At 66.5% G+C, this 14,801-nt stretch carries 10 protein-coding genes; 2 read left to right on the top strand and 8 right to left on the bottom strand.

Features of this window, described 5'->3' with window-relative positions:
• Positions 1–190: 190 nt before the first annotated feature.
• From QX128_RS10210 to QX128_RS10220, 3 genes are all read right to left on the bottom strand, one after another.
• Positions 191–2,503, bottom strand: a complete 2,313-nt coding sequence (locus QX128_RS10210; protein ID WP_316237393.1) for a caspase family protein — start codon at positions 2,501–2,503, stop codon at positions 191–193.
• A 165-nt stretch (positions 2,504–2,668) separates the two neighbouring features.
• Positions 2,669–6,196 carry a DNA polymerase III subunit alpha gene (dnaE, locus tag QX128_RS10215; RefSeq protein ID WP_316181319.1) on the bottom strand — a complete coding sequence of 1,176 codons (3,528 nt, stop codon included), beginning with the start codon at positions 6,194–6,196 and terminating at the stop codon, positions 2,669–2,671.
• Between the two features lie 463 nt (positions 6,197–6,659).
• A complete protein-coding gene (locus tag QX128_RS10220; RefSeq protein ID WP_315711588.1) occupies positions 6,660–7,373 on the bottom strand; it encodes an outer membrane protein in 714 nt (237 codons plus the stop codon).
• A 265-nt stretch (positions 7,374–7,638) separates the two neighbouring features.
• On the opposite strand from QX128_RS10220, the gene QX128_RS10225 reads away from it, so the two are divergent.
• A complete protein-coding gene (locus tag QX128_RS10225; protein WP_315738242.1) occupies positions 7,639–7,974 on the top strand; it encodes a DUF3551 domain-containing protein in 336 nt (111 codons plus the stop codon).
• A gap of 105 nt (positions 7,975–8,079) precedes the next feature.
• Here QX128_RS10225 and QX128_RS10230 read toward each other — a convergent pair whose 3' ends face one another.
• Both QX128_RS10230 and QX128_RS10235 read right to left on the bottom strand, forming a co-directional pair.
• A complete protein-coding gene (locus QX128_RS10230; protein ID WP_315799722.1) occupies positions 8,080–8,853 on the bottom strand; it encodes an outer membrane protein in 774 nt (257 codons plus the stop codon).
• Positions 8,854–9,287: 434 nt separating this feature from the next.
• The gene (locus QX128_RS10235; RefSeq protein WP_316181321.1) at positions 9,288–10,058 is read right to left on the bottom strand and encodes a helix-turn-helix transcriptional regulator; all 771 of its coding nucleotides are present in this window, start codon (positions 10,056–10,058) and stop codon (positions 9,288–9,290) included.
• Positions 10,059–10,196: 138 nt separating this feature from the next.
• Between QX128_RS10235 and QX128_RS10240 the strand changes: the two genes are divergently transcribed.
• On the top strand, positions 10,197–11,276 hold the full coding sequence (locus tag QX128_RS10240) for a zinc-binding alcohol dehydrogenase family protein (protein ID WP_316237394.1): 1,080 nt from the start codon (positions 10,197–10,199) through the stop codon (positions 11,274–11,276).
• A 12-nt stretch (positions 11,277–11,288) separates the two neighbouring features.
• Here the strand turns inward: QX128_RS10240 and QX128_RS10245 are convergent, their stop codons facing one another.
• The 3 genes from QX128_RS10245 to proS all read right to left on the bottom strand — a co-directional run bounded on the left by QX128_RS10245 (position 11,289) and on the right by proS (position 14,710).
• Positions 11,289–11,990 carry an ABC transporter ATP-binding protein gene (locus QX128_RS10245; protein WP_316181324.1) on the bottom strand — a complete coding sequence of 234 codons (702 nt, stop codon included), beginning with the start codon at positions 11,988–11,990 and terminating at the stop codon, positions 11,289–11,291.
• 7 nt (positions 11,991–11,997) lie between these two features.
• The gene (locus QX128_RS10250; RefSeq protein ID WP_316181325.1) at positions 11,998–13,281 is read right to left on the bottom strand and encodes a lipoprotein-releasing ABC transporter permease subunit; all 1,284 of its coding nucleotides are present in this window, start codon (positions 13,279–13,281) and stop codon (positions 11,998–12,000) included.
• A 94-nt stretch (positions 13,282–13,375) separates the two neighbouring features.
• Positions 13,376–14,710: a proline--tRNA ligase gene (proS, locus tag QX128_RS10255; protein WP_316237395.1), complete on the bottom strand. Its 1,335-nt coding sequence runs from the start codon at positions 14,708–14,710 to the stop codon at positions 13,376–13,378.
• Positions 14,711–14,801: the final 91 nt, after the last annotated feature.

Genomic DNA, 14,801 nt, shown 5'->3' on the forward strand with positions numbered 1-14,801 from the left:
CTTCGCCAAATTGAGCTTCGCCAAGACAGCGTGCGCAAGGTCCCGACAAACGCTGATTTCACTGAAGCCCCCGCAACACGTCGTCGGCCGTCGACGTCTTGCGCCCACGATCGATCAGTCCGGCGGTCCGCCCATATCGAAAACAGGCCGATGTTGCAACCGCGCCGGCGTCAGGCCAACGCGCGGCGGCTCAGCAATGCGGAACGTTCGGCGGACATCTCTTGCCCGGCGGCGGCGGGGCCGCCGGACGTGGCGGCGGCGCCGCGGGCCGTGCCATCGGCGGCGGTGGCGGCGCCGGCCGGGCCACGGCGGCCATCGGCGGCGGACTGGGACGCGCCATCTGCGGCGGAGGCGCAGGGCGCGCCATCGGTGGCGGAGCGGACGGACGCATGACTTGCGGCGGCGGTGGCGCCGGCCGAGGTGGCGGAGCCGCCCGAACCATCGGTGCAACCGGCGGTCGTGGCGGCGCCGGCGGCGGACTCAGACGCGCCGTCGCCGGTGGTGGCGGCGGGCGGCGCTGGATCTGCGGTGGCGTCGCCTGCTGAATGCGCGGGCTCACCTCAGGCCCGCGCGGAGCGGCTGACGGCATGACCGGACGGGACGGCATCGCCGATGGCCTTGCAGGCTGCGGCATGACGGCGCCCGGCGGCGTGCGGTTCGCGCGCAGATCCTGGCGCGCGGGCGGTGGCAGCGCGCCAGAGGGCGATGCCGGTGCCGGCTGGCGCAGACCAGGAGTCTGAACCGATGGTGGCACCGGCGGACCACCGCGACCGGGCACCGGCAGCGGATTGACGTTGGCATGCCCCTGCCCTGGTCCTGTCATGGCGGGCGAGGGTCCACCCGGCGGAGCGTTGGCCTGAATGGCCGGTGCCGCACCGGGCCGGAGTGCGGGATTGACGAGCGGTCCTCCCGGCGGCGGGACCTTGCCCTGCTGGATCAGCGTGGCGCGCTGCACGACAGCCGGCGGCAGGGCCGGTGCCACCGCCACGGCCGGCGTCGGCACCGCCGCGGGGCCTGCAGTGATCGGTCCGGCCGGCGGCGCCGGACGATTGATCACGGTGTTGATGACGGTCGTGTTGTGGATGTTCTGGTAGATGATGTTGTTCGGCGGCGGCGCAACGAAGGCCGGCGGCCGGACATAGACCGGGATCGGCACGAACACCGGCCGCGGCAGGATGAACAGGCCCACCGGGGCGAATGGCGGCGGCAGCTCCACGAAATCCGGCGGAGGCGGCGGCAGGATGTAGACCGGCGGCGGGGGCGGCGGCACGAAATCGAATTCGGGATCCGAGAACATCAGCACCGGGCGCTCGGCATAGATCACCTCGTCGAGCGGCGGCGGCGGCACGTCATAGTCGATCATCGCGAAGGTCGGCGGCGGCGCGGGCGGCGCGGACAACATCGCCAGCCGCCGCCGGGCGTCCTCGGCATGCGCGCCATAGGGATAGCGCTTCAGGTAGGACCAATAGGCTTCCGGACTGTCGGTGCGGAACGTCCGCCGCCAGGTCAGCGCCTCGCGGCGTGCGGCGACGAGGGCGCGCACGCGCCGCGCCAGCGGGTCGCTCGGATAGGCGGCGATGAAGTCCTCATAGCCCTGCAGCGTGTCGCGCTCGAGCGCGGCGGCATAGGCCTCCTGCACCGGCAGCTCGCGGATCGGGCGCGAGCGCAGCGCCGCGCTCTGCTCCGGCGAATCCGACGTGGCGGGGGCGTCGGGCGCCCGCTCGAAGAAGGTGAAGGCGGCCTGGATCTTCTGCGCGTCCCAGGGCACCTGCGCGCCCTTGGTCTCCTCATTGACGCGCAGCCGCAGCCGGTCGAACACCTCCGGCAGCGACAGCCCGCCGGTGCGGATCATCTCGGCGAGCGAGCGCGCGTAGACGCCGTAGGCGCCGGTCTCGTTCGGCGCGATCGTGCCCGGCGCGGCATTGAACGCGATCAGCATGTTGGCATCGGGCTCGACCAGCGCCAGGCCGCCGGCGATCGCCGGACCGCTGGCGATGAAGGGCTGCTGGCGGGCGGCATCGAGCACCACGACGCTGGCCTTCACCGGCGTCGCCGCAAGCTGGCGGATGTAGTCGCTGAGGCGCAGCCCCTCGGTCGGAATGTCGACGTCACTGCCGATGTTGGCGTCGACGGGAAGAAAGTAGTTCTCGCCGGCGAGCTGCATGCCGTAGCCGGCGAGATAGACCATCGCGACGGTGTTGTTGTCGGCTGACTGGGCCTTGTGAATGAAATCACGAAAGCTCTTGCGCAACGTGTCTGCATCGAGATCGCGCGCGCCGACCACGTCGAAGCCCGCGGCCTGCAGCGTCTGCGCGATCAGGCCGGCATCGTTGGCCGCCGACGCCAGCGGGCCCTTGGCATAGGCCCCGTTGCCGATCACCAAGGCGATACGCTTTTCGGCACCGGGCTGCTGCGCTGCGGCAGGCCGCGGCAGGGCCGCCCAGGCGAGCAGGCAGAGCGAAACACTCAGGACGATCTTCGCGGTGATCTTGGCCAAGCGCATGGTTCAAGCCCCTTCGAGGCACCCGCCGCGGATTCAGCGGGAGAATGGCTGAACCGCGGTTGAACGGAGGCATGTCCGTACAGCCCACGCGCAGCTTTTTTGTTCCTCGTCCCCGTTCGACCGGCAAGATCGCCGGACGCAGCCGCTCCAGCGGAACGATCGCCTTTAGAGCTGCTGCACGTCGACCACGCCGGTCACCGCCTTGATGGCACCTGCGATTTGTGGCGAAACCTTGAAGCGCCCCGGCAGCTTCATCTCGACCTCGGTTTCGAGGTCCAGCATCATCACCAGCGATACCTCGCCCTCGCCTGCTGCCGTGCGGGGCGCCAAGGGGGGCGCCGCACCCTTGGCGATCGCTCCATTGCCATTGGCCGCGGTGCCTTCCGGCCCCTGCAGGCGCTTGACGATGGAGTCGAGCGGCTTGGTGTCGCGCAGGAAGATGCGCAGGCCGCGCTGCGTCTTGGCGGCGGCATCGTCGAGCGGTTCGGCATGCAGCACGCGGGCGCGGACATCCTCGCCCTGCAGCTCGGCGCCGAGCTGCAGCAGCACGGCCGCGCCGGGCTCGAGCACGTCGCGATATTGTGCAAGCCCCTCCGAGAACAGCACGGCCTCGAAATGCCCGGTCGGATCCGACAGGCCCATGATGCCCATCTTGTTGCCGGTCTTGGTGCGCCGCTCCATGCGCGATACCACGGTGGCGGCGACCTTGCCCGCGGTCGCGCCGGTCTTCACCGCGCGCGAGAACTCGGCCCAGCTCTGCACCCGCAGCCGCTTCAGCGCCGCCGCGTAGTCGTCGAGCGGATGGCCCGACAGGAAGAAGCCGATCGCATCATATTCGCGCCGTAGACGCTCGGCCGGCAGCCAGTTCTCGATGTTCGGCAGGATGATCGCCGGCGCATCGGCGGCGTTGCCGAACATGTCGTTCTGGCCGGAGGTGGCAGCCTCGTTGGCGCGCTGGCAGGCGGCAACGATGGCATCAGCGCCGGCGAACACGCGCGCGCGGTTCTTGTCGAGCCCGTCGAAGGCGCCGGCGGCGGCCAGGGTCTCGATGATGCGCTTGTTGATCGCGCGCGGACTGACGCGGGAGGCGAAGTCGGCGAGCGAGGTGAACGGCCCCCCCTTGTTGCGGGCCTCGACGATCATCTCGATCGCCTGCGGGCCGACGCCCTTCAAGGCGGCGAGCGCGTAGAAGATGGTGTTGCCGCTGACCTCGAAGGTCGGACCGGAGCGGTTGATCGACGGTGGCTCGACCTTGATCCCCAGACGCTGCGCCTCGGTACGAAATTCCGAGAGCTTGTCGGTGTTGTTGAGATCGAGCGTCATCGACGCCGCGATGAACTCCACCGGATAATGCGCCTTCATGTAGGCGGTGTGGTAGGACACCAGCGCGTAGGCGGCCGCGTGCGACTTGTTGAAGCCGTAGTCGGCGAATTTGGCCAAGAGGTCGAAGATCGTGTCGGCCTGGTCCTTCGGCACGCCGTTCTTGACGGCACCTTCGACGAAGCGGACGCGCTGCTTGTCCATCTCGGCGCGGATCTTCTTGCCCATGGCGCGCCGCAGGAGATCGGCTTCGCCGAGCGAGTAGCCGGACATCTGCTGCGCGACCTGCATCACCTGCTCCTGGTAGATGATGACGCCGAAGGTCTCCTTCAGGATCGGCTCCAGAATCGGGTGTAGATATTCCGGCTCCTCCTCGCCGTGCTTGCGGGCGCAGTAGGTCGGGATATTGGCCATCGGGCCCGGGCGATACAGCGCGACCAGCGCGATGATGTCCTCGAACCGGTCGGGGCGCATGTCGATCAGCGCCCGCCGCATGCCCTGACTTTCAACCTGGAACACGCCGACCACGTCGCCGCGGGCGAGCATCTGGTAGCTCGGCGCATCGTCGATCGGCAAGGTCGCGAGATCGACGTGGATGTCGCGCTGCTTCAGCAGCTTCACGGCGACGTCGAGCACGGTCAGCGTCTTCAGGCCGAGGAAGTCGAACTTGACGAGGCCGGCCGGCTCCACCCATTTCATGTTGAACTGGGTTACCGGCATGTCCGATTTCGGATCGCGATACATCGGCACCAGCTCGCTCAGCGGCCGGTCGCCGATCACGATGCCCGCGGCGTGGGTCGAGGCGTGGCGCGTCAGGCCTTCGAGGCGCATCGCGATGTCGAAGGCGCGCGCCACCACCGGATCCTCGTCGCGGAACGCCTGCAGCTTCGGCTCGCCCTCGATCGCGGCGGCGAGCGTGACGGGAGCAGCCGGGTTCTGCGGCACCAGCTTGGTCAGCTTGTCGACCTGGCCATAGGGCATCTGCAGCACGCGGCCGACGTCGCGCAGCACGCCGCGCGCCTGCAAGGTACCGAAGGTGATGATCTGCGCCACCTGGTCGCGGCCGTAGCGCTGCTGCACATAGGAGATCACCTCGCCGCGGCGGTCCTGGCAGAAGTCGATGTCGAAGTCCGGCATCGACACGCGCTCGGGATTGAGGAAGCGCTCGAACAGCAGCGCGAAGCGCATCGGGTCGAGGTCGGTGATGGTCAGCACCCAGGCAACCAGCGAGCCGGCGCCGGAGCCGCGCCCCGGTCCGACCGGGATGCCGTGCGCCTTGGCCCATTTGATGAAGTCCGACACGATCAGGAAGTAGCCCGCGTACTTCATGCGCATGATGACGTCGAGCTCGAAGGCGAGCCGCTTCTGGTAGTCCTCCTCAGTCATGCCCGGCGCCATGCCGTGCACCTTGAGGCGCCGCTCCAGGCCCTCCTCCGCCTGCCGCTTCAGCTCGGCGGCCTCGGCGCTGGCGGCGTCCACGGCATCGCCGCTGCCGGCCCCGACCGTAAAGAACGGCAGGATCGGCTTGCGCGTGCGCGGCCGGTACGAGCAGCGCTCGGCGATCTCGACCGTCGAGGCCAGCGCCTCCGGCAGGTCGGCGAACAGCACCGCCATCTCGGCGCGGGTCTTGAAACGGTGGTCGGGCGTCAACTGCACGCGCTCGGTGTCGGCGATCAGGTGGCCGCCGGCGATGCACAGCAGCGCATCATGCGCCTCGTAGTCGTCGGCGGTCGCGAAATACGGCTCGTTGGTCGCCACCAGCGGCAGGCCCTTGCCATAGGCGATGTCGATCAGGCCGCCCTCGACGCGGCGCTCGCGGTCGACGCCGTGGCGCTGCAGCTCGATGTAGAGGCGGTCGCCGAACAGGCTCGCCAGCCGCTCGCAGCGCTGCGTCGCAAGTGCCGCCATGTCGTGCTGGATCGCGAGCGAGATCGGCCCATCGGGCCCGCCGGTGAGCGCAATCAGACCATCGACGCCCTCGTTCAGCCACTCGAACTTGATGTGCGGGGCCTGGTGCGTCGGCGTGTCCAGGAAGGCGCGCGAGTTCAGCCGCATCAGGTGGCGGTAGCCCTCCTCGCGTGCGGCGAGCAGGACGATTCGCGAGGGCTGCGCGGCCGCGCCGGCATTGCGGGCGTTAGGGTCCATGTCGCCGAAATCGATGGCGAGCTCGCAGCCGGCGATCGGCTGGATGCCGTAGCTCGCCATCTTGTCGGAGAATTCGAGCGCACCGAACATGTTGTCGGTGTCGGTCAGCGCCAGCGCCGGCTGGCGATCGGCCTTGGCGAGCTCGCCGAGCTTGGCGATCTTGATCGAGCCCTTCAGCAGCGAATAGGCGGAGTGAACGTGGAGATGGACGAATCCGGCGCTGGACATGCTCGCCTTGCTGATACCTGGGCTTTTCCGAGATCACGGGATCGGGCCGGCTTCGGGGCTCGCTCGGGATCCTGCCCCCCCCGCGCCATGCCCTATCCTCCGACCGACTCGCCCCCGCATCATATCGGAGGCCCATCGGTAAGTCCGGCGCCCTCGCCTGCCTTGTCCCCAGCCAACGCGCTCGGAAAACTAAAGCTGTGGAATGATTTGCGCCCAGAGCGCGATCATGCCGACGAACAGCGTGATCGACGCCAGCGCGGCGGCTTCTTGAACGAAAACCTTCAGCATCGGGACCTCCCTGAGTCAGAACATATGAAGAACAATGTTCCTTTTCTGTTCTCAGGTCAAGCGCGCTGATCGGCCCGTCGCGGCGCCGGCGCCGCAAATGGTTAATCCGGCCCTCAAACAAAAGCCCCGGCGCGAACGCCGGGGCTCTCCAATCCGCCGATCGGGCGGGATCGACTCAGTAGCGCGTCGCGACCGGGCCGCCGAAGCGGTAGTTCAGGCGGGCGGTGAACAGATCGACGTCCTGCTTGATGCTGTCGGAGCCGAGCGCGCCGAAGCTGACGGTCTGGCGGTCCATGAACAGATGATCGTACTCGACGCCCAGCGACCAGTTCGGCGCAAAGCCGTATTCGACGCCGGCACCGACCACGCCGCCCCAGCGCGTGTCGTCGTTTGAGGCGAGGAACGCGCCGGTCGCCGCATTGGTGATCGTGTACTTGTTGCTGGTCACGGCCGCACCGCCCTTGGCGTAGAGCAGCACGTTGTTGATGGCGTAGCCGACCTGGCCGGTGAACAGGCCGAACGCATCGGTCTTGGTGCGGTTACGCGTTCCGAACAGCGCGCTCTGATTGTCGCCGGTGAGGTCGGCCCAGTTGCCCTGCGCCTCGACGCCGAACACGATCTGGCCCATCTGCCAGCGATAGCCGACCTGGCCACCGACGGTGCCGCCGGATGCATCATGCGAGCCTTCGCGGCCGCCGCCGACCAGATCCCAGGTATTCTCGCTCCAGCCGCCGCCACCGTTCACGCCGATGTAGAAGCCGCTCCAGTCATAGATCGCAGCCATCACCGGCGGCGGTGCCTTCGTGTAGGGACGCGCGGCGAGATCCGCAGCAAGCGCCGGCGAGGCCAGCACCACGAGCGCCGTCGTCGTCAACAGAAGTTTCTTCATCACAGGTCCAGTCTCGTCTCATTTGGCCCCCAGGCCAGCCGCACCTCTTAACGATCTGCGCCACAATTGCTGTAGCCGCTCGGTCACAGCTCGCTGCTGAAAGGCCGTGAGACATGTCGGGAAATTAATCTGTAATCACAGTGTGTTGATGGAACTTTCCAGCTTGCAATCGAGAGCCGACCGACTACACACGTCAGGGCCGCGCCAGTGCTTCGCCATGATGCACCCGCGTTCTGGTCATCGAAGGGATGAAGGGAGATCGTTGATGCGTGAGGTGTTATTCGCGGCCCTGGCTGCAGCCGGCCTCGTGGTCGCAACCCATGCCCCGGCTCACGCCGTCGGTGTCAGACATGCGTTCTGCCTGCAGGGTGATGAGTTTCCGGGCTTGAGCCACTGCACCTTCGACACTTACGCGCAATGCCAGGCGACGGCGTCGGGACGCCTGCTGAACTGCATCGCGAATCCCTATTTCGCCGGCGTCAGCAATGACCCGCGCGCGACGCCCTATCCGTATCCGCACAGGCAGCGGATCAAGCCGCGTCCGCCGGCGCCCAATCCCTACGCGCCGTTCCCCAACCCGTTCGTGTTCGAAGAGGACTGACCCGTCCCCGCCTTCAACGCGACGCGTTGCCGTCTCAGGCCGTAGCATCAAGGTTCGTCGAAGCCGCGGCTTCGACGAACCGGAGCAATCGAGGGTGACGTTGCGTCAGCGCATCATCCCGAAACCCGGACCGAACTTGTAGTTCAGCTTCACGAGCCCGATGTCGATATCCTGCTTGATGCGATGAGTCATCGCGGGCGCGCCGGCCGCGGCGACGAAGTTCAGGTTCTTGTTGCCCAGGAAAATGTGATCGTATTCGACGCCGACCGACCAGTTCGGCGCAAAGCCATATTCGATGCCGGCACCGACCGTGCCGCCCCAACGCGTCGTGTTGGCCCGATCGAGCATCACGTTGGTGCCCGTGGTGAAGGTGTCGTAGCGATCGCCGACGACCGCGGCACCGCCCTTGATATAGCCGAGAATGTTGTCGAAGGCATAGCCGACCTGGCCGGTGAACAGGCCGAAGCCGTTGGTGCGTGACCGGTCGCTGACATTGGGAAGAATCAGGTTGCGATTGGTGCCCTTGAAGTTGGCCCAATCCCCCTGCGCCTCGACGCCGAACACCCAGTTGGCCATCTGGTAGCGGTAGCCGACCTGGCCGCCGACCGCCGCGCCGCCACCGCCGGAACAACCCTCGCGATTGGCGGCCGGGTTCACCGCCACGCCGGCGTTCGAAACCAGATTCCAGCAATCCCGGCTGGAACCGCCGCCGGCGTTGAAGCCGACATAGAAGCCGCTCCAGTCATACACCGTCGCCACGACGGCGGGCGGCGCCTTGGTGTACGGTCCCTTCTTCATTGGAAGATCAGCTGCGAATGCAGACGTCGCCGCCGCGATTGCGCCGAGCCCCACCGTTGCGCCGAAAAGCGTCTTCATCATCGAACTCCGTAGCTTCTGTCCCAAAGTCCCCAGGCCCTCTGGTTCCCTGCGAAAAACATGCAGCGCGACGAAGCGACTATGCCACCCGCATTCGCTCCGCCGACATCAAACCGATGTGCAGATCAGAACCATTCTTTCCGGCTTTTATGGGATTGGGTGCAAAGGCCTGTTTTCAAAGGCTTTGCCGGCAACATGAACAAACAACTAATAAGATGTATGGAGGAGTCGTGGCCGTTGTCCATCCATGGCCACAATACGAGCGACGGCAAAATCGTGATCGGGAAACTCCCGGTCACGTAGCGAACCTTCTGGCGTCCCAGTCGTGGATTCTTCGGGGCAGCACGATGGGTCCTGCGAATGCGTAGCATCATCATCCGCAAAGCAGTCGATTGTATGATGCCTGCCGCGCGATGCCGAACGCGCGCTCGTCATCATCACGTGTAGTAGATCGCCAGCTTCAGCGCGGGATCGTCGTTGGACTGGAACGTCGCGTATCGCAGCCTCACGCGGCCCTTCTTCGGATGCTCGAGCAGCTTCTCGCCCGCAGCAAGCGGGTTGATGTCGTGCGCCGCCCACAGACCGTCGAACTCGCGGCTGCCGTGCCGCAGCCGCGCGATCAGATCGACGAAGGCGGGATCGCCCGCCCACAGATCATAGGTCGCGCGAAACTGCGCGACCATGCGTTGCGCCAGCTCCTTCCATTGCACGCCGAACAGCCGGCGCACGCCGGGCTTGCAAAGCATCAGCACCAGCGTGTTGCGCTCGTCGTCGGCGAGTTGCGAGAAGCCGAAGATCTCGTCCGCCGCGGCATTCCAGGCCAGCACATCCCATCGTCGTCCGGAGATGTAGGCCGGCTGGTTCAGACTCTGCACGAGCTCGCGCAGCCGGACCGGCACCTGCTCGCGCACGAACGGCTTGCGCGTGGGATCGCGCACCAGCGCCTTGAGATGAGCATGCTCGGTTCGGCTCAGGCGCAGGGCGCGCGCCAGCGCATCGATGGTCGAGGAGGACGGCTTCACCGCCCGGCCCTGCTCGATTCGGATGTACCAGTCGACGCCGATGCCAGCGAGCTCGGCCACTTCCTCCCGCCGCAGCCCTGCGGTGCGTCGCCGCCGCCCGGTCGCGAGTCCGACCGCCTGCGGCGTCAGCTTCTCGCGCCGCGAGCGCAGGAAGTTGCCGAGCTCGGCATGGCGCTGATCACTCATGCGCTGGATCCCTCATGGTTTGCTTTCGAGGCGGCTTGCCAGCCTGGGCTTGCCCAATCCTAGGATAATACCAGGCCTTCCTGCGCGGAGCATAGACCGGCAGGCTGCAGCCTCGCCATCGCGAAATGGAGAAGCAGCATGAAGGCCGCCGTACTCAAACGATTTGGATCGCCGCTCGAGATCGAGCGTGTCGAAGACCCCGTGCTCGGCACCGGCGAGGTCATCGTCGACGTCGCCGCGGCCGGCGTGCTGTCCTATGCCAACGAGGTTTTCAGCGGCGAGCGGAAGTACCTGCTGGACCTGCCGGTCATCCCGGGGACCGGGGGCATCGGCCGGATCAGCGCCCTCGGCCCCGATGCGACGCATCTCGCGATCGGCGACTGGGTGTACTGCGATCCAACCGTGCGCTCGCGTGACACAGCCCTCGCCCCTGACATCACCCTGCAGGGCCTGAGCGCGCGCGGACCGGGCGGGCTGAAGCTGCAACAGCATTTCCGGCACGGCTCGTTTGCCGAGCGCATGCGCGTGCCGACGGAGAACGCCAAGCCGATCGGGGCCATCGACGCTAACGACGCGGCACGGTGGTGCGCGCTCGGCACCCTGCTCGTGCCCTATGGCGGCTTTCTTGCCGCCCATCTGCAGGCGGGCGAGACCGTCCTGGTCAGCGGCGCCACCGGCCGGTTCGGCAGCGCCGCGGTTGCGGTGGCGCTCGCCATGGGCGCCGCTGCGGTCGTCGCGCCCGGCCGCAACGAGGCCATGCTGGCGGAGCTGAAGCGCCGGTTCGGCCCCCGCGTCCACCCGGTCAGACTCTCCGGCGACGAGAGCGAGGACACCGAGCGCATGAAGCGCGCGTCGCCGCGTCCGATCGACTGCGTGCTCGACATCATGCCGCCGTCGGTCTCGGCCGGGGTCGTGCGATCAGCCGTGATGACCGTGCGTCCCTATGGGCGCGTGGTGCTGATGGGCGGCGTCGGGATGCTGGGCGGAGCGGGGCTCGAGCTGCCCTATCCATGGATCATGCGCGACTGCATCACGATCCACGGCGTCTGGATGTATCCGCCGGATGCTGCGGTCAGGATGGTCGCGCTGATCCGGGCCGGGCTGCTCGAGCTCGCGCAGTTCGAGCCCACCTGTTTCGACCTCGATCATGCCAACGACGCGGTCGCCCACGCCGCCGCTCATCGCGAGCCATTCCAGATGACGGTGATCAGGCCCTGACTGCGACCTGACTCAATCCAGCTCGACGACCTTGCCGCCGACGATGGAGACGCGCCGGTCCATGCGGCCGGCCAGCTCCATGTTGTGGGTCGCGATCAGCATCGCGACCCGCGTGGCCTTCACGAGTTGCATCAGCGCGTGAAAGACGTGATCGGCGGTGGCAGGATCGAGATTGCCGGTCGGCTCGTCCGCCAGCAGCGCACGCGGCGCATTGGCGACCGCACGCGCGATCGCGACGCGTTGCTGCTCGCCGCCGGAGAGTTCGGCCGGGCGGTGCTTGATCCGCTCGCCGAGGCCGAGATAGGCCAGGATCTCGGTCGCCCGCTTCACCGTCTCGGACCGTTTCAAGCCGCGGATCATCTGCGGCAGCATCACGTTCTCCAGCGCCGTAAACTCCGGCAGCAGCCGGTGCGACTGGTAGACGAAACCGATGTCGGTCCTGCGCATCTGGGTGCGCTCGATGTCGGTGAGCTGCGACGTCGGCACGCCCCCGACATAGACCTCGCCCTCGTCGGGGCTCTCCAGGAGGCCCGCGATGTGCAGCAATGTCGACTTGCCTGAGCCCGACGGCGCCACCAGCGCCACCGATTGCCCGGCCCACAGCGCCAGCTTGGCCCCGTCGAGAATGGTCAGCTGCTGCTCGCCCTGCATGTACCGCCGCTTGATCTCGTGGAGATAAACGACCGGCACATCCTCTGCCCCCTGCTCTTCCATCAGCGCCTCACTCGTAGCGAAGCGCTTCGACCGGGTCTAATCGGGCCGCGCGCCAGGATGGATACAGCGTAGCCAGGAAAGACAGGGTCAAGGCCATGATCAGAACGGCCGCAGTCTCGCCGGCATCGATCTCAGCCGGCAGCTTCGACAGGAAATAGAGCTCATTGGGAAACAGATCGGTGCTCGTCAGCCAGGACAGAAACTTCCTGATCGAATCGATGTTCATCGAGATCAGGAGGCCGACGACAAATCCGGTGAGCGTGCCGACCACCCCGATCGAAGCGCCGGTGATCAGGAATATCCGCATGATCGCCCCCTGCGAAGCCCCCATGGTGCGCAGCACGGCGATGTCCTGGCCCTTGTCCTTGACCAGCATGATCAGTCCCGAAACGATGTTGAGCGCGGCGACCAGCACGATCAAGGTCAGGATCAGGAACATCACGTTGCGCTCGACCTGCAGCGCATTGAAGAAGGTCGAGTTGCGCTGGCGCCAGTCGACGAGAAAAATCGGGCGGCCGGCCGCCTCCGTCACCGTCTTGCGAAACTCCTCCACCTTGTCGGGATTGCTGGTGAAGATCTCGATCGCGGTGACGTCGTTGTTGCGGTTGAAATAGGCCTGCGCTTCGGCCAGCGGCATGAAGACGAAGCTGGCGTCGTACTCGGACATCCCGATCTCGAACACCGCCGCGATCTTGTAGGGCTTGATGCGCGGCGTGGTGCCCATCGGCGTCACGGCGCCCTTCGGGGCGACCAGAGTGATGCTGTCGCCGGCATGCAGCGACAATTGGTCGGCAAGCCGGCGGCCGATCGCGACGCCCTGGCCTTCGTCGAAACCTTCCAGCGAGCCCTGCTTGATGTTCTTGGCAATCGACGTCAGGTTCGTGAGGTCCTGCGCGCGAATGCCGCGGATGAACACACCGGACGCATTGAAGGGCGACGAGCCGAGACCTTGTCCGTCGACCACCGGCGCGGCGAGGCGGATGCCCTGCACCTGCGCGATCCGGTCGGAGACGTCCTTCCAGTCGGTGAGCGGCGACTCCAGCGGCTGCACCAGCAGATGCCCGTTCAGGCCGAGGATCTTGTCGAGCAGCTCCTTGCGGAAGCCGTTCATCACCGCCATCACGATGATCAGGGTTGCGACGCCCAGCATGATGCCGAGGAAGGAGAACCCCGCGATCACGGAGATGAACCCCTCCCTGCGGCGCGCACGCAGATAGCGCCCCGACAGCATCCACTCGAAGGGAGCGAAGGGAGTGGTGGTCTGCACCGGTTCGGTCATGGCGTCATCCATTGTGCGATCATCCCATGATTCGGGCCGAATGTGGCCGGATTGGCCTGAAGGGGCGGGCAGCCCCGGTGGATAATCCGATGATCGAACGAGCGCCTCAGCCAGCCAATGTCCCGCCGCCGAGCCGTGCCACGACGTCCGCCGGGGACATCATCTGGCGGGCGCCGTCGCTGCGGGTCTTCACCTCGACCTTGCCTTCGGCAAGGCTCTTGGGTCCGACCATGATCTGCCAGGGGATGCCGATCAGGTCCGCCGTGGCGAACTTGCCGCCGGCGCGCTGCTCGGTGTCGTCGTAGAGCACGTCGACCCCCTTGGCGAGCAGATCGCGATAGAGCTGCTCGCAAGCGGCATCGGTGTCGGAGCCGCCCTGCTTCAGGTTGAGGATGACGGCGCGGAACGGGGCGACCTCCTCCGGCCATTTGATGCCGGCCTCGTCGTGACAGGCCTCGATGATCGCACCAGCCAGCCGTGACACGCCGACGCCATAGGAGCCACCGTGGACGGTGACCTCCGCGCCCTCTGGGCCGGCGACCAGGGCCTTCATCGGCTCGGAATATTTGGTGCCGAAATAGAAGATCTGGCCGACCTCGATGCCGCGGGTATGGACCCGCCGCTCGGCCGGCACCTCGGCCTCGAAGCGGGCCGCGTCATGGACGTCCTCGGTCGCCGCATAGAGCGAGGTCCATTGCTTGATGATCGGGGTCAGGTCGCCGTCATAGTCGACGGAGGCCGGCGGGATCGGCAGGTCGAGCACGTCACGGTCGCAGTAGACGCCGGATTCACCGGTCTCAGCGAGCACGATGAATTCATGGCTGAGATCGCCGCCGATTGGACCGGTCTCGGCGCGCATCGGGATGCCCTTCAGGCCCATCCGCGCGAAGGTGCGCAAGTAGGCGACGAACATCTTGTTGTAGGCACGCCGCGCGCCGGCCTCGTCGAGATCGAACGAATAGGCGTCCTTCATCAGGAACTCGCGGCCGCGCATCACGCCGAAGCGCGGACGCTGCTCGTCGCGGAATTTCCATTGGATATGATAGAGATTGAGCGGCAAATTGCGGTAGGACTTCACATAGGCACGGAAGATTTCCGTGATCATTTCCTCGTTGGTCGGCCCGTACAGCAACTCACGCTTGTGGCGGTCGCTGATGCGCAGCATCTCCGGCCCATAGGCGTCGTAGCGGCCGCTCTCGCGCCAGAGATCGGCGAGCTGCAGCGTCGGCATCAGCAGTTCCAGCGCACCGGCGCGGTTCTGCTCCTCGCGCACGATCTGCTCGATCTTCTTCAGCACCTTGAAGCCCAGCGGCAGCCAGGCATAGATGCCGGCCGCCTCCTGCCGCAGCATGCCCGCGCGCAGCATCAGACGATGCGAGACGATCTCGGCTTCCTTCGGATTTTCTTTCAGAATGGGTAGGAAAAACCGCGACAGACGCATGGGCGAGGCCTTCAAGATTCGGTTCGGGCTGGCGCAGTCAAACCGGATCAGGCGGCAAAACACAAGGCTGGGTTTGAAAAAAGGCGGCTAA

This window comes from Bradyrhizobium sp. SZCCHNR1015 (assembly GCF_032489875.1).
GTDB lineage: Bacteria > Pseudomonadota > Alphaproteobacteria > Rhizobiales > Xanthobacteraceae > Bradyrhizobium.

Excerpts from the sequence above, each read along its gene's own strand:
- QX128_RS10240 (WP_316237394.1), top strand. The coding sequence starts at position 10,197 with ATGAAGGCCGCCGTACTCAAACGATTTGGATCGCCGCTCGAGATCGAG.
- QX128_RS10230 (WP_315799722.1), bottom strand. The coding sequence starts at position 8,853 with ATGATGAAGACGCTTTTCGGCGCAACGGTGGGGCTCGGCGCAATCGCG.
- dnaE (WP_316181319.1), bottom strand. The coding sequence starts at position 6,196 with ATGTCCAGCGCCGGATTCGTCCATCTCCACGTTCACTCCGCCTATTCG.
- QX128_RS10245 (WP_316181324.1), bottom strand. The coding sequence starts at position 11,990 with ATGGAAGAGCAGGGGGCAGAGGATGTGCCGGTCGTTTATCTCCACGAG.
- QX128_RS10250 (WP_316181325.1), bottom strand. The coding sequence starts at position 13,281 with ATGGATGACGCCATGACCGAACCGGTGCAGACCACCACTCCCTTCGCT.
- proS (WP_316237395.1), bottom strand. The coding sequence starts at position 14,710 with ATGCGTCTGTCGCGGTTTTTCCTACCCATTCTGAAAGAAAATCCGAAG.
- QX128_RS10225 (WP_315738242.1), top strand. The coding sequence starts at position 7,639 with ATGCGTGAGGTGTTATTCGCGGCCCTGGCTGCAGCCGGCCTCGTGGTC.
- QX128_RS10220 (WP_315711588.1), bottom strand. The coding sequence starts at position 7,373 with ATGAAGAAACTTCTGTTGACGACGACGGCGCTCGTGGTGCTGGCCTCG.
- QX128_RS10235 (WP_316181321.1), bottom strand. The coding sequence starts at position 10,058 with ATGAGTGATCAGCGCCATGCCGAGCTCGGCAACTTCCTGCGCTCGCGG.
- QX128_RS10210 (WP_316237393.1), bottom strand. The coding sequence starts at position 2,503 with ATGCGCTTGGCCAAGATCACCGCGAAGATCGTCCTGAGTGTTTCGCTC.